Below are 19,806 nucleotides of genomic sequence, written 5' to 3'. Positions count from 1 at the left end.
TTATTTTAAATCAAAACGATTAGCCCGCATCACTTTAGTCCAAGCTGCAACAAAATCTGTTACAAATCTTTCTTTATTATCATCTTGCGCATACACTTCTGCATAAGAACGTAAAATAGAGTTAGAACCAAATACTAAATCTACACGAGTTGCAGTAAATTTAACTTCACCAGTTTTACGATTTTTAATTTCATAAATACCATTATCTACAGATTTCCATTCAAAAATCATATCGGTAAGATTTACAAAGAAATCATTAGTTAATGCACCTTCGTTTTCTGTAAAAACACCATGTTTTGTCCCTCCATAATTGGTACCCATAACACGCATTCCTCCAACTAAAACCGTCATTTCTACCGCTGTTAAACCTAGTAATTGTGTTTTATCCAATAACATTTCTTCTGGACTCACTACATATTCTTTTTTCTGATAGTTTCTATAACCATCAGCAAGTGGCTCCATAGACTCAAAAGATTCGACATCGGTCATCTCTTGTGTAGCATCTCCTCTACCTGGAGCAAAAGGAACACTAATATGCATTCCTGCCTTTTTAATTGCTTTTTCTACACCAACATTACCAGCTAACACTATAGCATCTGCAACACTAATACCAAACTCATCTGCAATAGGTTCTAAAACAGCTAATACTTTGTGTAATTGCGCAGGCTCATTACCTTCCCAAGTATTTTGAGGCTCTAAACGAATACGTGCTCCATTTGATCCGCCTCTAAAATCGGATCCTCTATAGGTTCTTGCATTATCCCAAGCGGTAGACACAAGTTCTGAAACAGTTAAATCTGTACTTGCAATTTTATCTTTTACAGCATCGACATTATAATTATAATTTCCCTTTGGAATAGGATCTTGCCAAATTAAATCTTCTTGAGGGATATCTGGACCAAACCAACGGTCTTTTGGTCCCATATCACGATGTGTTAATTTAAACCAAGCACGAGCGAATGTATCAGAAAATGCATCAAAATCATTCATGAATTTTAAGGAAATTTCTCTGTAAATAGGATCCATTTTCATGGCCATATCGGCATCTGTCATCATTGGATTAAGTCTTGTTGTTAAATCCTCAACATCTACGGGCTTATCCTCTTCTTTTATACTAACCGGTTCCCATTGATCTGCGCCTGCAGGACTTTTTCTAGATTCCCATTCGTGGTTAAATAACATTTCAAAAAATCCGTTATCCCATTTTGTTGGGTGAGTTGTCCAAGCACCTTCTAAACCACTTGTTACCGTATATCTACCTTTACCAGATTTTGTTGGATTTGCCCAACCTAAACCTTGTGCATCCACATCAGCACTTTCTGGATCTGGACCTAAAATACTAGCATCTCCGTTACCGTGTGTTTTACCAACGGTATGTCCACCAGCTGTTAAAGCCACCGTTTCTTCATCATTCATTGCCATACGCTTAAATGTTTCGCGTACTTGCAATGCTGTTTTTAACGGATCTTGCTTCCCGTTTACGCCTTCTGGGTTTACGTATATTAATCCCATTTGTACTGCTGCTAATGGATTCTCCATTGTTTCTGGGCTATCCACATTACCATAACGTTCATCACTTGGTGCTAACCATTCTTTTTCGGCACCCCAATACACATCTTTTTCTGGATGCCAAATATCTTGACGACCAAATGCAAAACCGTATATTTTTAGTCCCATACTTTCGTAAGCAATAGTTCCAGCAAGAATAATTAAATCTGCCCAACTTACGGTATTACCATATTTTTTCTTAATAGGCCAAAGTAAACGTCTTGCCTTATCTAAACTAACATTATCTGGCCAAGAATTTAAAGGAGCAAAACGTTGGTTTCCTGTTCCTCCACCGCCACGTCCATCTGCTAATCTATAAGAACCTGCAGAATGCCAAGCCATTCTAATCATTAAACCGCCATAATGTCCCCAATCTGCGGGCCACCAATCTTGACTATCGGTCATAAACTCATGAAGGTCTTTTTTTAAGGCATCTACATCTAACTTCTTTAACTCTTCTTGATAATCAAAATCGGCTCCTAGTGGATTCGTTTTGGTATCCTGTTGATGTAAAATATCTAAATTTAAGGTGTTTGGCCACCAGTCTGTTACAGCTTTCTCTGTGGTAGTAATTGCTCCTTGCATAAAAGGACATTTACTAGCGTCTCCATTATTGTTATGATCCATATTTTAAAATTTTACAGTTTAATTTTTTATAAACTTACTACATAAACAAACCAAATAGCTATAAGTAAAATTGATTATTTTTATTTTCTCATAATATTTACTTATGCTTAAAATATTTAGTTAATCATTAAAATTAAAGAAAGCTACCTTCTTAAACAAAAAAAAGCCACTTCAAATTGAAGTGACTTTTCACTAACTAACCTTAATTAATCCCTAAAACTAAGATTTTGGTAATAAAACAGTATCTATTACATGAATAACGCCATTAGATTGATTAACATCTGCAATAGTAATTTTTGCTTCGTTTCCGTTTGCATCTATAATATATATGTCTTGCCCTTTTAACCAAGCCGTAATCATTCCTCCACTTACGGTTTCTATTTCCGCTTTTCCATTTCCTTTTTTAATCAACTTTAAAACATCCTTTGCATTCCATTTTCCGGCAACTACGTGATACGTTAATACGGTTTGCAATGTTTTTTTATTTTTAGTCATTAACAAAGTCTCGACGGTACCTTCTGGTAGTTTTGCAAATGCTTCGTTTGTTGGTGCAAATACAGTAAAAGGTCCTTCGCTAGTCAATACCTCTACTAATTCTGCTGCTTTTACGGCTGCTACTAAAGTGGTATGCTCTTTAGAATGCACCGCGTTTTCTATTATGTTTTTACTTGGATACATTTCTGCTCCGCCAACCATCACCGTTTTCTCTTGTTGCATTTTGTCACTATTCATTATTTTATCTTGAGAAAAACCACTAATAGAAGTGAAAATTGTTACAGTAAATAATGCAGATTTTAATAATTTTGATGTTTTCATAATTTCGTTTTTTTTTAAATTGTTATTTTCTTGTCTCTATTCTATAAACGAAGATTTACTAATGTTGGTTTTGAGTTTACAGGTGCTTTAACAAGAAATTAACGTAGCCATTAGATATAACGCCATATACAACAACATTTTGAGTGTTTTAAAAAAAATAAAAAAAGTTATCGTTGGATAGTATTAGCATTTAATTATTCTTAATTTTATATTTTAATTAAAACATATAAAAATGGCTAAAATAACATTAGGTGGTGCACCTACAGAAACATGTGGTAGTTTACCAACAGTTGGAGAAAAAGCTCCTGATTTCACATTAACAGTAAGTGATTTATCTACTAAAAAACTATCTGATTTCACAGGACATAAAGTAGTCTTAAATATATTTCCTAGTGTAGACACAGGAACTTGCGCTACTTCTGTGCGGACTTTTAATAAGGAAGCTGCAAAAATGACAAACACTAAAGTAGTGTGTATTTCTAGAGACTTACCATTTGCGCAAGCACGTTTTTGTGGTGCAGAAGGTATAGAAAACGTTAGTATGCTATCTGATTTTAAAACAGGACAGTTTGGTAAAGATTATGGTTTAGAAATTACTACTGGAGCATTTGCAGGATTACATTCCAGATGTGTAGTTGTTTTAGACGAAAATGGAATTGTTACTTATACAGAGCAAGTACAAGAAGTTGGTGATGAACCAAATTATAAAGCTGCATTAGAAGCTTTAAAATAATATATCCTAAAAAGAGGTAGCTTTAAAAGTTATATAATGACAAAAAAAGAATCTTTTCTTGTAAACAGACTTAAAAGTGTGAAATATGCTTTTAAAGGTGCCTTCTTATTAATAACTACCGAAAATAGCATTAAAGTTCAGTTTTGCATTGGTATTATTATGACCTTTCTAGGATTTTATTACGAGATTTCTTCCTCGGAATGGATTATACAAATATTATGTATTTCACTTATTCTAGCACTAGAAGGCGTAAACACAGCTATTGAAGAGATTGCAGATTTTATTCACCCGGAGCATCATACTAAAATCGGACTTATAAAAGATCTTGCAGCTGGAGCTGTTTTTATTTTCGCCATTGCAGCAGCTATCATAGGTTGTATTATATATTTTCCGAAAATTTTTTAATAGAATGCCCCAAACTTCCTATTCTTATAAACATTGTTTACAATTTTTTAGAATAAAGTTTCGTTACCATTTGTAATTTGTATTTTTGTTTTCAATCTAGACTAAAACGGTCTGAAAACATATTCAGCAAAAATTAGAAATTTAAAGATTTTCACTTTTGTGGAAAATACCTATGGCAAAAAAGAAAACGAAGACTACAAAGACTACCACCAAGAAAACTAAATCATTAAAAGCGCCAAGTTTTAAGTTGTCTAGCCAGCAAAAATTGGTTTTAGGAAGCTTATTAATAATACTTGGATTATTGCTTTTTATCGCTTTTCTATCTTTCTTTTTTACAGGAAAGGCAGACCAAAGTACTTTATCTGAGTTTGCTTCTAGAAACGTAGAAACGCAAAACTGGTTAAGTAAATCTGGCGTTTGGTTAAGCGACTTTTTTATACAACGTGGTTTTGGGATTTCTTCCTTTATATTTTCTGGCTTAATATTTCTTTCTGGTGTTTATGTTTTATTAAATCTAAAAAAAGAAAAACTAGGTAAACACTGGTTTTGGGGAACATTGATCGTTGTTTGGCTATCTATCCTATTCGGTTTCTTTGCACATAAAAACGATTTACTAGGAGGTGTAATTGGTTTTGAAATCAATTCCTATTTACAAGATTATATTGGTAAAATAGGAACCGTATTGATGCTCGTTTTTGGTTTAATTACGTATTTAGCTACACGTTTTAAAATGACTGTAGATACGTTTAAAAAAGTATTCCGTAAAGCGAAAAAAGAAATTAATGAAGAGATTGAAGACTTTAAAGAAGAATTCACTCCTTTAGATAATGATTTAACTGCAGAAGCAGAAGAAATAAAAGCAGCATTTAACGTTCCTTTAGATAAAGGCGAAATAAAACTAAGCAAACCGGAAATAAAAAAAGAGGAAAAACCTTTAGTTACAACGGAAGCATTTAAAGTAGAAGTAGCACAAGAAGAAGAAATTGAGGAAGAAGAGCTAGCTATGGAAGTAGAGAAAGTTGCCGAAGAAGTTTCGGAAACCGATAATCTAGCAAACAAACTTGTAGAAGATTTTGGACAATTTGATCCCACTTTAGAACTTAGTAATTACCAATTTCCGCCTTTAGATTTATTAAAAAAATACGATAACGAAGGCATTTCTATAAACCAAGAAGAACTGGAAGGCAACAAAAATAGAATTGTTGAAACCCTAAATAATTATAAAATTGGTATTGCAAGCATAAAAGCGACTATTGGACCGACAGTTACACTTTATGAAATTGTTCCGGAAGCAGGAGTTCGTATTTCAAAAATTAAAAACTTAGAAGATGATATTGCCTTATCGCTTTCGGCTTTAGGTATTCGTATTATTGCACCAATTCCTGGAAAAGGAACTATTGGTATTGAGGTACCAAATAAAAATTCGACCATCGTTTCTATGCGATCTGTAATAGCATCTCAAAAGTTTCAGAAATCAGATATGCAATTACCAATTGCTTTTGGAAAAACCATTAGTAATGAAACTTTTGTTGTCGATCTTGCTAAAATGCCACACATGTTAATGGCTGGAGCAACAGGACAAGGAAAATCGGTAGGTTTAAATGCGGTACTTACTTCCCTCCTTTACAAAAAACATCCTGCAGAAGTGAAGTTTGTTTTGGTCGATCCTAAAAAAGTAGAGCTTACTTTATTTAATAAAATAGAACGTCATTATTTAGCAAAACTTCCAGATGAAGCAGAAGCTATTATTACCGATAATACCAAAGTAATTAATACTCTTAATTCGCTTTGTATTGAAATGGACAATCGTTATGAAATGCTTAAAAATGCATTATGTCGTAACATTGTAGAATATAACACCAAATTTAAAGCACGTAAATTAAATCCGAATGATGGTCATGCTTTTTTGCCGTATATTGTATTGGTTGTCGATGAGTTTGCCGATTTAATTATGACTGCTGGTAAAGAAGTAGAAACGCCGGTTGCTCGTTTAGCACAATTAGCTCGTGCCATTGGAATCCATTTAATTATTGCAACACAAAGACCTTCTGTCAATGTAATTACAGGAATTATTAAAGCCAATTTCCCAGCAAGAATAGCTTTTAGAGTAACGAGTAAGATAGATTCTAGAACTATTTTAGATGGCTCTGGTGCAGACCAACTTATAGGTCGTGGAGATATGCTGTACACCCAAGGAAATGAATTAGTACGTATACAATGTGCTTTTGTAGACACGCCAGAAGTGGAGAAAATAGTAGATTTTATTGGTGCGCAAAAAGCATATCCAGATGCATATTTACTGCCAGAGTATGTTGGTGAAGAAAGTGGCACAAGTCTTGATATAGATATCTCAGACAGAGACAAACTATTTCGTGAAGCTGCCGAACTTATTGTTATTGCACAACAAGGTTCTGCTTCCCTATTACAACGGAAGTTAAAATTAGGGTACAATCGTGCAGGACGTTTAATAGACCAATTAGAAGCTGCCGGAATTGTTGGCGGTTTTGAAGGTAGTAAAGCAAGACAAGTTTTAGTTCCAGATTTAGTAAGTCTCGACCAATTATTAGCAAACGAAAGTTTATAACAAACAAAAAAAAGAAGTATTTATTATGAAGAAGTTAATTTTCATATTCACCATTTTATTAAGCGCTACAAGTTTTGCACAAAATGATGCAAAAAAATTGTTAGACGAAGTTTCTCAAAAAGTAAAAAGCTATGATAATATTGCTATCGATTTTAAGTATGTACTACATAATACTGCAGAAGATATTAATCAAGAAACACGTGGTGATGTTTTTATGCAAGGCGAAAAATATAAGCTAAACATTCTTGGAATTACTAGAATTTACGACGGAAAGACACTTTACAGCATTAGTCCAGAAGACGAACAAGTAACCATTTCTAAAGAAGCGATGGATGACGAAGGTAGCATAACACCTAGTAAAATGTTATCTTTTTACGAAGATGGTTTTACATATAAAATGGACATTGTTCAAAATGTACAAGGAAGAAAAATACAGTATGTAAAATTAATTCCTATAGATTCTAATTCTGAAATAAAATCGGTACTTTTAGGAATAGATGCGCAAACAAAACACATATACAATTTAATTGAAACAGGTAAAAATGGAACAAAAACCACTTTAACCGTTAATTCTTTTAAAACTAATGAGACTATTTCGAAAACCTTATTTACCTTTGACGAAAGTAAGTTTGAAAACTACTACATAGAACAATTAGATTAAGTTAACTAAAAGAATAGCAATACATTTAAAGTGTGAAAATATTAGATCGATACATTTTAAGCACTTATCTCAAAACCTTTATCAGCGTGTTTTTAATACTCATGCTGATTTTTGTTTTACAAACCATCTGGCTCTTTATTAAAGAATTAGCAGGTAAGGATCTAGACTTAATTATAGTTTTAAAGTTCCTATTGTACTACTCACCTAAGTTAATTCCGTTAGTATTACCACTAACCATTCTACTAGCTTCCATTATGGTATTTGGTAATTTTGCCGAAAACTATGAGTTTGCCGCTATGAAATCTACTGGTATTTCATTACAACGCGCCATGACTGGTTTAGGTATATTTATTGGCATACTTGGTATTACCACTTTCTTTTTTAGTAATAGTGTGATACCTTGGGGAGAATACAACTCTTATAACTTACGTAATAACATTAAGAAATTAAAACCTGCAATGGCTATTGCCGAAGGACAATTTAATGATGTTGGAGATATTAATATTAAGGTTGAAGAAAAAAGCGGTATCAACGGAAAAGATCTTAAAGGTGTTGTTATACATAAAAAAAGTAGCACTTCAGGAGGTAATAAAAATCATATCACTATTATTTCTAAAACAGGAGAGCTTATAGGTAACGACAAGTCTAGTGTTTTACAATTAATATTACACGATGGTTATTTTTATGATGACACACCCCCAAAAAGCTTTAAGGAAAGAGAAAAAAATCCTTTAGTAAAGACTGCTTTTAAAAAATACACGGTCAACATTGACTTATCTCAAGAAAACAGTCAGGATTTAGATGAAAAAAATATTTCAGATAAATACAGCATGCTTAATATAAGGGATCTAAACTACACTATAGACTCCCTTACTATTGAAAACAAAAAAGAATACGATGCTTTTTCCGACAACCTATACCTAAGATCACAAATTGCATCCTTAGATAATGGTTTAAATATCAAACAAGATTCTACCTTTAATGGCGATATTTTAAGCTTGTATGATACTAAAAAGAAATTGCAACTAGTAGATTTAGCATTAAATACGACGAATAGCACCAAACAAATAATCATCTCCAAAGAAAATTTTTTAAAGGGAAAAAAAACAAATTACAACAAACATATAGTAGCTTTTCATGAAAAATTTGCCCTAGGATTTGCTTGTATTATCCTATTTTTTGTTGGTGCTCCACTTGGTGCATTAATTAGAAAAGGAGGAATTGGTTTACCTATGGTAATTGCAATTCTATTATTTTTAACCTACCATTTTATTGGTATTTTTGCAAAAAACAGTGCAAATGATGGTAGCATAAACCCTGTATTAGCACCTTGGATTTCTACAATTATCATGTTTCCTTTAGGAGTCTTCCTAACTAGAAGAGCAACAGCAGATAGAGGTTTATTTGAGTTTGACCATATTATTGAACCAATAAAAAAACTCTTTAAAATTAAATCCGCTTCTCAAGAAGAAGAAATTACCACTACAGAAGATAGCTTAATTACACCAGAAGACACCGATACCTTAAAATCTATTTTTAAAGATTATCGTTTTCATTCTAAAACGGCATTAACATTCTATATCTCAGGATTCCTCTTAATTATATTATTCCTTGTATTTAAAAACAATAAACTTCCTAATTTTGCTTCAGCAGCTTTACAACTAAGTATTGTTTCTTTTGTAATATTACTTATTTACTATATAAAATTGTTTTTAAACATGCATGCGATGTATGCCTTAATAAAGGAAAAAACAAACGCAAAGAATCCAATAACACTTCTTTTGGGTTATGTTATTTATCCGTTGACTCATTTTTTAAGACGAAATAAAATTAGTGAAGACTTTTCTAATACATTAAAATAAGAATACCTTTGTAACATGATAACACCAACAAAAGAAAGCAATAAGAAAGAGTACACTCTAGATACTATTGAAGCAGCCATAGCCGATATTAAAAACGGTAAAGTTATTATTGTTGTGGATGATGAAGACAGAGAAAACGAAGGCGATTTTATAGCTGCCGCAGAGAAAGTAACTCCAGAGATGATCAATTTTATGGCTACACATGGTCGTGGATTAATTTGCGCACCACTAACCGAAGATCGCTGTGAAGAATTACATTTGGATTTGATGGTACAAAACAATACGGTTTTACACCATACACCATTTACAGTATCTGTAGATTTAATAGGACATGGTTGTACTACTGGAATTTCAGTACACGACAGATCTAAAACAATTGAGTTCTTAGTAAAAGAAGACACCAAACCCCAAGATTTAGGCCGTCCAGGACATATTTTCCCTTTACGTGCCAAAAACGGAGGTGTTTTACGCAGAACTGGACACACCGAAGCTTCTGTAGATTTAGCACGTTTAGCTGGTTTAAAACCTGCTGGAATTTTAGTAGAAATTTTAAATGAAGACGGAACCATGGCACGTTTACCACAACTGCTAAAAGTTGCTAAGAAATTCGACTTAAAAATTATTTCTATTGAAGACCTTGTTGCTTACCGCATGGAGCACGATTCGTTAATAGAGAAAAAAGAAGATTTTAATATTGAAACACGATTTGGAAATTTCCGTTTAAGAGCATATCATCAAACGACAAATGATCAGATTCATATTGCACTAACCAAAGGTACATGGTCTGCAAACGAAACGGTTTTAACACGTGTAAACTCTACACTTGTTAACAATGACATTCTTGGTACATTAACCAATAATGCAGATAAAAAATTAGACGACATGTTCAAAGTGATTAGCGATGCTGGAAAAGGTGCCGTTATTTTCATCAATCAGCAATCCCAATCGATGAATCTTTTAAAAAGATTAAGTATTTTAAAAGAAACACAAACAGAAGGTCAAGTAATAAAAGCTCCTAGTATTGAAATGGATTCTAAAGATTTCGGTATTGGCGCACAAATTCTACACGATTTAAATATTCATAAACTAAAATTAATCTCGAACACCCAGCAAACCAAACGTGTTGGTATGATTGGTTACGGATTAGAGATTGTAGAATATGTAGGGTATTAAACCTATTAATTACAACATATATTTTAAGTAAAAGAAAAGGGGAACTATTCTAGCGTAAGCTAAAACAGTTCCCCTATCCATATTGATTAATAGCCTTTTAATATCTTATTTATTAATATTTTAAGCTGTTGCTTTACTGTCTTACCCATTTCTGAATATTACCAGAACCACTATAGTTCACAGAAATCCTTAAGGTATCTGCTACACCTAGCTCCATAGAAGCTAGATAATAATTATAATCGCTACCAAGTTCTTCATATATAAAACTATTTGCGTCTAAAGCATATACTTCTTTCCATTTGATATCTCCTAGATTAAATTCCGATAAAGAAGCATCCGTAATGGTTCCTGTATCTTCGACGACATCTACCACAACGCCGTTATTTGTTGGATTATTACCTCCTACGCGAATCCAACTGCCTTGTAATTCCGCTAGAAAAACACTTTGTGGTGTAAAATTAGCTTCGCGAACCCATTTTTGAATGTTTCCTGCACCAGAATGATTTACATCTATACGCAGTGTATCATCTACACCATATTTTATGGTTGCCGGATAGTAGTTATAATCACTTCCTAATTCTTGATGTGTATACTCTCCAGAGCCTAGCCCGAACATGTCTTTCCATTTCACATCTCCTGCTAAAAAGCCAGATTGTTGTGGATCGGTTACTTTCCCTATATTGTTTTGAACATTAACTTTTAATCCATTATTAGTTGGATTATTACCACCAACTCGCACCCAATTGCCTTGCAAGGCATCTAATGAAGTGGATTGCTGTTGTGGATCGTCATCATTGTTTTCAATAGAATCGATACTACAGGACACAGACACCATGGTAAGTATCGTTAGAAGTAAAAGGGATAGATTATTTTTTTTAAATAATTTCATGATTAATACGATTTAAATGTTTTCCTTTTTATGTTTCCAATTTTAGAAAGGTTAACATTTTGTATAAAGCACATAAATCGGTGGGAGAAAATTATGGTATGGTATTACTAATCCGCATAAAAAAAGACCGTTAAAATAATTTAACGATCTTTATATAATCCAATGTTTAGTATCTTTTAAACTAACGCTTTTTTTATAGCCGAAACCATTTTTTCTGCACGTAGTTTTACTTCTTCTTCTGTCCATGATAATTTTATGAGACAAGAAATATTTCTTCCTATATAATGGTCACTTTGTGGGAATGTTTTTTTACTTAATACCGCTAAAGAATCTTTAATTTCTTGAGATAAAGGAAACAAAGATTTAGCATCTTTTAAATGGTTCCATTTTCTAACATAGTGCCAATTGTTATCGAAATAATTCCAACATACATCCACTCCACTTTCTTTAAATCCATCTATTGTTTTTCTTGCCGTTTCCAAATCTGGCAGAAAGAAATTTAAAAAAGCGTAACTCTCCTTTCCTCCTTCTGGCACCGTTCTAAATGTTACTTCCGGTATTTGAGATAAGGCATCTCTTAAAATAGTATAGTGCTTCTCCTGAACTTCTAAAAACTCAGGTAAACGTTGTATTTGCGCTAATCCTACTGCTGCATGCAATTCTGAAATCCTAAAATTATAACCTAAAAAAGGATGTGATTCTGCGCCTCTATCACTACCAATATGATCGTGACCATGATCGCTAAAACGGTCTGCATTAGTATAGTAATCTTTATTATTTGTAATTACAGCTCCACCTTCTCCACAGGTAACTGTTTTAACAAAATCGAAAGAAAAGCAACCTAAATCACCAATACTTCCTAATGGTTTATTATTATATCGTCCGCCAATTGCTTGACAAGCATCTTCCACTAAAAGTAAATTATGTTTATTACAAACCTGTACTAAGTCGTTCATATTGGCCATACTACCGCACATTTGCACAACCATAACCGCTTTCGTTTTTGGTGTAATTGCAGCTTCCACCGCTTTAGCGTCTAAACCTAAAGTATCATCAATATCTACTAAAACAGGAATTGCACCAAGTAATAATATAGCTTCAAAACTAGCAACAAAGGTAAATGTTGGCATAATAACCTCATCTCCTGCTCCAACACCAGCGCTTGCTAATGCAACAGAAACTGCTGAAGTACCATTAGATACTAATTGAACATAATCACACTCTAATGTTTTTTCTAATTCCTTTTCTAAAGCTTTAGCTTTCCAATGTCCATTTCGCATACCATCAAAACCATAGCGCATAAGCACTCCGTTTTCTAGTACATCATTTACTTCTTTACGTTCTTTATCTCCAAAAAGTTCAAATCCAGGCATAATTTAATATAATTGTTGTTACAAATTTACGTTTAATATAAGGAATAAAAAAAGCGTCAAAACTATTCGTTGTGACGCTTTTTAAATATTTAATTTCTTTAATAATTCTCTAAAACCGAATCCACAAATGCATCGTGTCTATCAGTTTCACGTAAAAAGGTATATCCCGAAATTTCACCAATAACCTTTCCACTTGCGTTAAGCGCTACAATATTTGGGTAGCTACCATTTTTATTATACTTATGCACTAAAGCTATATTTTTTTCCTTTTGTTCTGCTGAGATAATATCTATCCTTCTTGGCATATCTACCATTAGCAAAACCATGTTTTTTGCTTTTTCTTCAAATGCTGGCGAATTGAAAAAATCTTCTTTCAACATTTTACAAGGAGGACACCAATCGCTTCCAGTAAAATAGACTAAAATGGGTTTTTTCTCTTTGGAAGATACCGATTTTGCTTGGTTAATATCTGTCAACCAATTTAGGTTAGACATTTCTTCTTCTTGCGAAAAAATACTACTTACAAAGGCAAAAGCGACTATTAGAATTAGATTTTTCATCTTAAAATGGAATAAGGTGTATTATACAAATGTATATTTTTTTTTAATATAACAACAATCTTGCCAGTTTATTGTTGGTGTAGGATTACCGATTCGGAAACCTCTTTTCTTACTTTTTTAAATGTGGCAAACATATCGTCTTCTGCACGATAGCCAATTGGCATAATTAACACCGATTTCAAATTTTTCCCTTTTAAATCAAGAACCTCATCATACTTTTCTGGAGTAAATCCTTCCATCGGACAAGAATCAATACCTTGGGTTGCACAAACGGTTAGCATGTTTCCCATAGCAAGATATGCTTGTTTGGTTGCCCATTCTTCAATAGCTTCTTGTTCTTTTTTAGAAAAGTCATCGATTAAAAAATCACGAAACGGATTTAAAATAGCGTCTGGCGTATCGCGTATTGTCTTAATTCTATTAAAATAATTTAATATGAATTCTTTATCAATATTCGTTTCGATACAAAACACCAATATTTGTGATGCTTGTGCTACTTGCTGCTGATGCATAGAATGTTCTACCAAATCTGCCTGCAATTTTTTATCTTGAATAACCACCAACTTTATTGGTTGTAAGCCATAAGATGTTGCTGTTAGATTAAAGGCATCACAGAGTATTTGTAACGCTTCTTTATTAACGAGCAGCTCTTGATTGAAGGATTTTGTAGCATATCGCCAAGATAAATGATCAATTATATTCATTCTAATAACATATTTTGGCAAAAATACTATTTGTAATGACTTAATAACCAAGTTCTGCAAAAACTTATTGGAAGAAGAATAAAAAAAAAGTAATAAAAACTCGTATTTTAATTGGTAACTACTAAAAAGGATTATATATTTGCACTCGCATTTGGAGAATATCCAATGAGGCACTCAAGGAGAATTGGCAGAGTGGTCGAATGCGGCAGTCTTGAAAACTGTTGAGGGTCACACCTCCGGGGGTTCGAATCCCTCATTCTCCGCAAAAGGAAAACCATAACGAAAGTTATGGTTTTTTTGTTTTATGAAAAATGTGACTTTTACTTTGGTATTTTGTGTAAAACAAAAAATACAAATCAAGTTTTTTTTGATTTGGTTTTCTATGCTTGTATTGGATAACCATTATGGGATATGCAATCCTCATTCACTGCAAAAAGTCCTATAAACGCATTGTTTATAGGGCTTTTTTTTAGGCGTCCATATAGGTATCAGAAGTCACTTTTTTACCGAAAAATTATGATTGAGGTATTTTATATCAAAAAACTCTTTATCCTTTTCATCTCCATAACGAAATAGTATAGACTTTGTTAAAAAATGGGGTGATTCCCATGTTTTAATAATTGGATACTAGTGATTTATTATTTCCGTTTTGCGAATACGACAACACAACATGCAAAATCTATTTTCACAGTATTTGTCATATAATTTGCCTTCTGCTGTATTTATCTTTGGTTGGCAATGTTAGGTATTCTAAAAAGCTTTTTCTAAATCTAGCGTTTCATTTTCTTTTGCTAACTCAATTCAATTAATCATCATAGACTGTGTAATTGTTTTTCGTTTCACTCTTCCCTGCAAAGTATCTATTTTGCTGAAGTCTGAGCCTTTTACATTAACAATTACATGTTTTTGTATCGCTTTGTTTGTCTCGTTACCTGCTAATGTATTAAAAGGTATTATTAAGTAAAGTGGACATATAAAACTATAGGAGTTTGTTTAATATTTATAAAAAAATCTTTTAATTTAGATTTTAGAATATATTAGAAACACTTAATATTTATTAAAGAAAAACGCCCATAATCTTACGGTTATAGAAATAAAATTAAAAACTGTAGTCCTAAAATTTAACAATAAAGAACAGATGTATTAATCTTTCACAAAGTCTTTTATCTCATTTTTAATAGAGATAAAATGATTTTTTAGCCCAATAAAATCATTTTCTTGAATACATTTTTTATTTAATAATGAACTCCCCATTCCTACTCCAACCACACCAGCCTCAAAGAAGGCTTTTATATTCTCTTTTGAAACTCCTCCTGTTGGCAATAATTTTATTGAATTTAAAGGCGCTAAAACATCTTTTACGTATTGAGTACCTAATTGTGTGGCTGGGAAAATTTTCACTGCAGAAGCTCCTAATGCCCATGCTCTATAAATTTCAGTAGGTGAATAAGCACCAGGAAAAACAGGAATCCCCTTGGAAACACATGCTTTTATAACTTCTTCGTTAATAATTGGCGTGACAATAAATTGAGAACCTGCGCATAAAGCCTTATTTAAATCGTCCATATTACAAACCGTTCCCGCACCTACATTAAGATTTGGATATTCTGTTGTCAAATATTCAATTATTTCTGATACACCTTTGGTATTCATTGTAATTTCTATGGTGTGTAATCCTGCAGCTAAATAAGCTTCAACTATTTTTTTAACCATTTCAGTTGGTAGTCCTCTAACTATTCCAACAATTGGTGCTTTGTTATATAATTCCCAAGAAAAAGAAGTATTAATCATATTGTTTTAATATTTTTTGTTGTCCAATTAACATGGCTTTGTTTACAATTTCATTTTCGAAAAGCACATATTTGTTTTCACCTATTATTTCATTTAAGGCTAATCTATACAAGTTAGCCAATGGAAAATGACAAGCAACCAATACTTTTTTTGATTCATTTTTTAAATATGAAAGTTCGTCTCCAATGAGTAATCCACTTAAAAAATAGTAATTTTCCTCCTTGGTTATAGTGTTAAATAAATCTTTAGCTCTAATAGAAAATAAACGCTCTGTTAATTTTCCTTGCGAACCAAGTTTAACACCTTCCAAAAAAGTGGTTTCCATAATTTCGCCTTTATCTACTTTAATAATAGAATTTAATAAAATACTTTTTTGAGAAAGAATTTCAAAAAGCTCGCCAGTCATATAGTTTTTAAGTGCTGTAAAATAACCTTTACTGTAAGTTATGTGTTTACTGTGCGTTCCAGGTAAAACTAAAATAGCTTCTTTATATGGTTTAATATGCTCTTCTAATCCAATGGCCTGGGTTTCTTCTCCACGCATCATGCCTTGATTATTTTTAACTCCTGAAATGAGTAAAATCTCTAAGCCATAATTTAATTGCAGTTTTTTTGATACAAATTTTTCTCCATTACCACCAAAAGGAATCTCGGCATAATCCATAGCATATAATCCTATATTAGAAGTTACCATACCGGCAGAAACTATTAAACAGTTTTGATATTGTTTTGGAAATACTTGAATTTGACTTAAAAGATAATCTGAAAAAAAATCTTTTTGACTAAGTTCATCTTGTTTTAAAAATTCTTTGTGTAAAAACTTAATACCTTTTTCTGTACCATGTTCTTGAATAATCTCTAAAGACTCCCCTTTAACTAAAGTTAATCTAAAATTACTTGTTCCCCAATCGCAACTAATAAAATATTTTGGTACGTTCATTATTTAATATTCTAGGCAAATTTAATGATGTTTACTTTCTTTGTAAGGAAACAGGTGTTGTGTTTCGTTTTTTTTATAATCGGAAATACATTTGGTATAATATTACCATTCCGCAAAACTTCCGTCTTCGTGCCTCCAAATTGGGTTAGACCAATCGTGTCCTATTTTTTGAGCTTCACGTAACTTAGCTTCATCTATTTCTACACCTAAACCTGGTTTTTTTAACAATTCTATATAACCGTCTTTAACGTCAAACACTTCTGGATTAGACATATAATCTAAGATATCATAGCCTTTGTTATAGTGAATACCAATACTGCTTTCTTGAATAATTGCATTTGCAGATACAAAATCCACATGTAAGCAAGACGCTAATGCAACTGGACCAAGAGGACAATGTGGTGCCAAAGTAATATCATAAGCTTCCGCCATAGTAGCAATACGTCTAACTTCTGAAATACCTCCTGCATGACTTAAGTCTGGTTGAATAATATCTACAACGCCTTGGTGTAATATGTCTTTGAAATCCCATCTTGAAAACATACGTTCTCCTGTAGCAATAGGTATGCTAGTGTAGCCATATATGTGTTTTAAAGCATCATTGTTTTCAGTTAAAACAGGCTCTTCAATAAACATAGGCTCGTAAGGTGCTAACTCGTCTATCAATCGTTTTACCATTGGTTTATGAACTCTACCATGAAAGTCTAAACCGATATCTAAATCGTAACCAAATTCTTCTCGTAATAGTTTTATGTTGTGCGCAACTTTTTTAACATCTTTTATAGAAGACACCCATTCCATGGCCCCTGTAGCATTCATTTTTACTGCTTTAAAACCATCTTTTACTTTTTGATGTGCTTGTTCTAAAACGACGTCTGGATTATCTCCACCAATCCAACAATACATTTTCATTTTATTGCGAACAGCTCCTCCTAAAAGTTCATGAACAGGCACATTTAAATGTTTCCCTTTTATGTCCCATAAAGCTTGGTCAATACCTGAAATAGCACTCATTAAAATGGCACCACCTCTATAAAATCCGCCACGATATAAAACTTGCCAGATATCTTCTATTTTACTTGCATCACGACCAATTAAGAATTTTTCTAATTCTTTTACACAAGCGGCTACTGAATCTGCTTTTCCTTCAACAACTGGTTCTCCCCAACCTATAATACCAGATTGAGTCGTTATTTTAAGAAATAACCAACGTGGTGGTACTTTGAATAATTCTATTTTTACAATTTTTAAATCGCTCATTTGATTTTATTTTTAAAAGTAAATTTTCTTCATTTATCCTATTAGGTCAAAGGTTAAATATCATAAACAAAAATAAGTTTCTTAGAGTAATCTATTTGTAGCTATGAGTAAATTAATGGTTTTTAAATTTATTATCTAAGAATTATTGTTTTCTATAATGAACGGTAAAGAATTCCAATATATGTATATTTTTTACTGAGAAAAACATTTAAATGACTCTAAAATACAAAGTGACAATAGAATATTCAGAAGTTTACATAACTAAAATTATTCATATTTATGAAAACAGTAATGATACTTGGAGGAAACAGAGGAGTAGGAAAAGAGATCCTTAAAGCCTGTTTAAAAAAAGGCTACAATGTTGCTTTTTGTAGCAGAAATCCAGATGAAGCTAATAAACTTATTCAATCTTTAGAAGCGGAAGATAAACTCTATTTTCATAAAGTAGATTTGAATTCTACTAATGAATTAGAAAATTTTGTAATTCAAACTAAAAAAAGATTTGGAAGTATAGACGCATTAGTTTTATATTCTGGAATAACACCCCAAGCTTCTTTATTAGAAACTAAAGAAGATGTTTATGACAGTGTTTTTAACATCAACCTTAAAGCACCATATTTTTTAATTAAACACGTTTTAAAATCTATGGTAGAACTTAAAACAGGTTCTATTATATTTTTTGGTTCTGCTCATATGGATTATGGTGAAAAAGACAGAACTGCTTATGCACTTACCAAAGGAACGCTTTACACGCTTTCAAGACATATTGCACATCATTATGCAGAATATGGAATTCGATCGAATTATGTTGTAATGGGTTGGACACATACTGAAGGAGAATTAGAATTAAGAAAAGGAGAAGGAATAAGTGCAGAAGAATTAAAAAAGGAAGCTGCAGATGTTATACCAATGGGACGTATGTTAAGTCCTAAAGACCCCGTACCAGCAGTAATGTACTTAATTTCTGATGATTCTGCAATGACAACAGGTTCTAAAATAAGAATAACAGCAGGTCAATATATATAACTAACTTTTTTTTATGGTTCCTACTTTAATTTTTCATTCTAATTCAGAGCTTTTGGAAGGCCCTGTTTATGATAACGAAAACAATCTTCTTTATTTTGTATCCATATTAGATTGTTTAGTTTATTGTTATAACCCAATAACTAAAGAGATTCTAAGCGTAAAACTGGATTCGCCCGTTAGTTGTATTTTTTTCAAAGCAAAAAAAGTAATTCTAGTGTCTTCTAAAAATGGTTTTTTTGAAATTGATTTTAATACATTACAAAAAAAGTTCGCTTTTCAAATTGATATAGATAACTTGGTAAGATACAATGATGGCATCCAAGATGCAATCGGAAGAATTATCATTGGAACGATGGGATATCCTGAAGTTAAAGATGGTGTAGGAAATGTTTACTCATATTATAAAGGTGAATATAAAACCATTATCAAAAACACTACTATTTCTAACGGATTAGCTTTTTCAGAAAACAATAAGTTTCTTTACTTTATTGATACACCAACAAAAAAAGTAGCAAAATATGCTTATGATTTAGAAACTGGCAACGTCAAATTTATAGCGTACGTTGTAGAATTGAAAGGTGACGGGTTTCCTGATGGCATGTGTATTAATAAAGATGGTATGCTATGGATTGCAGAATGGGGAGGTGGATGTATATCTAAATGGAATCCAATAACTGGAGAAAAGATAGACTCCATGAAATTACCATGTGACAATGTTACATCATGTTGCTTCGATAATAAATCTAACTTATATATAACAACTGCTAAAAATGATTCTAGTAAAGAAAACTATGGAGGTGCATTGTTTTATATCCAATTAAGTGACAATTAAACATAAAAACATTCAAAAATTA

17 protein-coding genes and 1 tRNA gene are annotated in these 19,806 nt (G+C 32.3%); 9 read left to right on the top strand and 9 right to left on the bottom strand.

The genetic code is table 11. The annotated features are described in order from the left end of the window. Positions 1 to 2,175 (bottom strand): catalase/peroxidase HPI, encoded by a 2,175-nt coding sequence (gene katG / locus ACVCZW_RS04285; protein ID WP_452229102.1) that lies wholly within the window; start codon positions 2,173 to 2,175, stop codon positions 1 to 3. A 219-nt stretch (positions 2,176 to 2,394) separates the two neighbouring features. Then, positions 2,395 to 2,991, bottom strand: coding sequence for a fasciclin domain-containing protein (locus ACVCZW_RS04280; RefSeq protein WP_452229103.1), 597 nt, complete (start codon positions 2,989 to 2,991; stop codon positions 2,395 to 2,397). A 232-nt stretch (positions 2,992 to 3,223) separates the two neighbouring features. Here ACVCZW_RS04280 and tpx point away from each other — a divergent pair, with 232 nt between their 5' ends. The 6 genes from tpx (at position 3,224) to ribB (ending at position 10,409) form a co-directional block, all read left to right on the top strand. Beyond that, entirely contained in the window at positions 3,224 to 3,724 is a 501-nt protein-coding gene (gene tpx, locus ACVCZW_RS04275; RefSeq protein ID WP_452229104.1) for a thiol peroxidase, read from the top strand. A 36-nt stretch (positions 3,725 to 3,760) separates the two neighbouring features. Next, positions 3,761 to 4,129, top strand: coding sequence for a diacylglycerol kinase family protein (locus ACVCZW_RS04270; RefSeq protein ID WP_452229105.1), 369 nt, complete (start codon positions 3,761 to 3,763; stop codon positions 4,127 to 4,129). Positions 4,130 to 4,301: 172 nt separating this feature from the next. After that, positions 4,302 to 6,713 carry a DNA translocase FtsK 4TM domain-containing protein gene (locus tag ACVCZW_RS04265; protein WP_452231717.1) on the top strand — a complete coding sequence of 804 codons (2,412 nt, stop codon included), beginning with the start codon at positions 4,302 to 4,304 and terminating at the stop codon, positions 6,711 to 6,713. Between the two features lie 25 nt (positions 6,714 to 6,738). Next, entirely contained in the window at positions 6,739 to 7,374 is a 636-nt protein-coding gene (locus ACVCZW_RS04260; protein ID WP_452231716.1) for a LolA family protein, read from the top strand. Between the two features lie 32 nt (positions 7,375 to 7,406). Further along, positions 7,407 to 9,236: an LptF/LptG family permease gene (locus ACVCZW_RS04255; protein WP_452231715.1), complete on the top strand. Its 1,830-nt coding sequence runs from the start codon at positions 7,407 to 7,409 to the stop codon at positions 9,234 to 9,236. A 15-nt stretch (positions 9,237 to 9,251) separates the two neighbouring features. Then, positions 9,252 to 10,409 carry a 3,4-dihydroxy-2-butanone-4-phosphate synthase gene (ribB, locus tag ACVCZW_RS04250; RefSeq protein ID WP_452229109.1) on the top strand — a complete coding sequence of 386 codons (1,158 nt, stop codon included), beginning with the start codon at positions 9,252 to 9,254 and terminating at the stop codon, positions 10,407 to 10,409. A 133-nt stretch (positions 10,410 to 10,542) separates the two neighbouring features. Here the strand turns inward: ribB and ACVCZW_RS04245 are convergent, their stop codons facing one another. From ACVCZW_RS04245 to ACVCZW_RS04230, 4 genes are all read right to left on the bottom strand, one after another. Continuing rightward, the gene (locus ACVCZW_RS04245) at positions 10,543 to 11,298 is read right to left on the bottom strand and encodes a hypothetical protein (RefSeq protein ID WP_452231714.1); all 756 of its coding nucleotides are present in this window, start codon (positions 11,296 to 11,298) and stop codon (positions 10,543 to 10,545) included. A gap of 176 nt (positions 11,299 to 11,474) precedes the next feature. Then, on the bottom strand, positions 11,475 to 12,671 hold the full coding sequence (locus ACVCZW_RS04240; protein ID WP_452231713.1) for a DegT/DnrJ/EryC1/StrS family aminotransferase: 1,197 nt from the start codon (positions 12,669 to 12,671) through the stop codon (positions 11,475 to 11,477). Between the two features lie 98 nt (positions 12,672 to 12,769). Next, positions 12,770 to 13,231 (bottom strand): thioredoxin family protein, encoded by a 462-nt coding sequence (locus ACVCZW_RS04235; RefSeq protein ID WP_452231712.1) that lies wholly within the window; start codon positions 13,229 to 13,231, stop codon positions 12,770 to 12,772. Positions 13,232 to 13,299: 68 nt separating this feature from the next. Continuing rightward, entirely contained in the window at positions 13,300 to 13,935 is a 636-nt protein-coding gene (locus tag ACVCZW_RS04230) for a nitroreductase family protein (protein WP_452231711.1), read from the bottom strand. Positions 13,936 to 14,113: 178 nt separating this feature from the next. Here ACVCZW_RS04230 and ACVCZW_RS04225 point away from each other — a divergent pair. Then, positions 14,114 to 14,198 (top strand) — tRNA-Ser (locus ACVCZW_RS04225). An 880-nt stretch (positions 14,199 to 15,078) separates the two neighbouring features. Here the strand turns inward: ACVCZW_RS04225 and ACVCZW_RS04220 are convergent. The 3 genes from ACVCZW_RS04220 to dgoD all read right to left on the bottom strand — a co-directional run bounded on the left by ACVCZW_RS04220 (position 15,079) and on the right by dgoD (position 17,926). Next, positions 15,079 to 15,726, bottom strand: a complete 648-nt coding sequence (locus ACVCZW_RS04220) for a bifunctional 4-hydroxy-2-oxoglutarate aldolase/2-dehydro-3-deoxy-phosphogluconate aldolase (protein ID WP_452229114.1) — start codon at positions 15,724 to 15,726, stop codon at positions 15,079 to 15,081. Next, entirely contained in the window at positions 15,719 to 16,666 is a 948-nt protein-coding gene (locus ACVCZW_RS04215; RefSeq protein WP_452229115.1) for a 2-dehydro-3-deoxygalactonokinase, read from the bottom strand. Before ACVCZW_RS04215 ends, ACVCZW_RS04220 begins: the two co-directional genes overlap by 8 nt. A gap of 102 nt (positions 16,667 to 16,768) precedes the next feature. Continuing rightward, positions 16,769 to 17,926 carry a galactonate dehydratase gene (gene dgoD, locus ACVCZW_RS04210; RefSeq protein ID WP_452229116.1) on the bottom strand — a complete coding sequence of 386 codons (1,158 nt, stop codon included), beginning with the start codon at positions 17,924 to 17,926 and terminating at the stop codon, positions 16,769 to 16,771. A 279-nt stretch (positions 17,927 to 18,205) separates the two neighbouring features. Here dgoD and ACVCZW_RS04205 point away from each other — a divergent pair, with 279 nt between their 5' ends. Both ACVCZW_RS04205 and ACVCZW_RS04200 read left to right on the top strand, forming a co-directional pair. Next, on the top strand, positions 18,206 to 18,952 hold the full coding sequence (locus tag ACVCZW_RS04205) for an SDR family NAD(P)-dependent oxidoreductase (protein ID WP_452229117.1): 747 nt from the start codon (positions 18,206 to 18,208) through the stop codon (positions 18,950 to 18,952). A 13-nt stretch (positions 18,953 to 18,965) separates the two neighbouring features. Continuing rightward, positions 18,966 to 19,784 carry an SMP-30/gluconolactonase/LRE family protein gene (locus ACVCZW_RS04200; protein WP_452229118.1) on the top strand — a complete coding sequence of 273 codons (819 nt, stop codon included), beginning with the start codon at positions 18,966 to 18,968 and terminating at the stop codon, positions 19,782 to 19,784. The last annotated feature ends 22 nt before the right edge of the window (positions 19,785 to 19,806 follow it).

Source organism: Lacinutrix sp. MEBiC02595 (assembly GCF_053601555.1).
Note: the sequence above shows the minus strand (reverse complement) of the source record. Positions and strands in the feature narration are given on the sequence as shown.

Bases quoted from the DNA above. Each gene is read 5' to 3' on its own strand.
- katG (WP_452229102.1), bottom strand. From the start codon at position 2,175: ATGGATCATAACAATAATGGAGACGCTAGTAAATGTCCTTTTATGCAA.
- ACVCZW_RS04280 (WP_452229103.1), bottom strand. From the start codon at position 2,991: ATGAAAACATCAAAATTATTAAAATCTGCATTATTTACTGTAACAATT.
- tpx (WP_452229104.1), top strand. From the start codon at position 3,224: ATGGCTAAAATAACATTAGGTGGTGCACCTACAGAAACATGTGGTAGT.
- ACVCZW_RS04270 (WP_452229105.1), top strand. From the start codon at position 3,761: ATGACAAAAAAAGAATCTTTTCTTGTAAACAGACTTAAAAGTGTGAAA.
- ACVCZW_RS04265 (WP_452231717.1), top strand. From the start codon at position 4,302: ATGGCAAAAAAGAAAACGAAGACTACAAAGACTACCACCAAGAAAACT.
- ACVCZW_RS04260 (WP_452231716.1), top strand. From the start codon at position 6,739: ATGAAGAAGTTAATTTTCATATTCACCATTTTATTAAGCGCTACAAGT.
- ribB (WP_452229109.1), top strand. From the start codon at position 9,252: ATGATAACACCAACAAAAGAAAGCAATAAGAAAGAGTACACTCTAGAT.
- ACVCZW_RS04245 (WP_452231714.1), bottom strand. From the start codon at position 11,298: ATGAAATTATTTAAAAAAAATAATCTATCCCTTTTACTTCTAACGATA.
- ACVCZW_RS04240 (WP_452231713.1), bottom strand. From the start codon at position 12,671: ATGCCTGGATTTGAACTTTTTGGAGATAAAGAACGTAAAGAAGTAAAT.
- ACVCZW_RS04235 (WP_452231712.1), bottom strand. From the start codon at position 13,231: ATGAAAAATCTAATTCTAATAGTCGCTTTTGCCTTTGTAAGTAGTATT.
- ACVCZW_RS04230 (WP_452231711.1), bottom strand. From the start codon at position 13,935: ATGAATATAATTGATCATTTATCTTGGCGATATGCTACAAAATCCTTC.
- ACVCZW_RS04220 (WP_452229114.1), bottom strand. From the start codon at position 15,726: ATGATTAATACTTCTTTTTCTTGGGAATTATATAACAAAGCACCAATT.
- ACVCZW_RS04215 (WP_452229115.1), bottom strand. From the start codon at position 16,666: ATGAACGTACCAAAATATTTTATTAGTTGCGATTGGGGAACAAGTAAT.
- dgoD (WP_452229116.1), bottom strand. From the start codon at position 17,926: ATGAGCGATTTAAAAATTGTAAAAATAGAATTATTCAAAGTACCACCA.
- ACVCZW_RS04205 (WP_452229117.1), top strand. From the start codon at position 18,206: ATGAAAACAGTAATGATACTTGGAGGAAACAGAGGAGTAGGAAAAGAG.
- ACVCZW_RS04200 (WP_452229118.1), top strand. From the start codon at position 18,966: ATGGTTCCTACTTTAATTTTTCATTCTAATTCAGAGCTTTTGGAAGGC.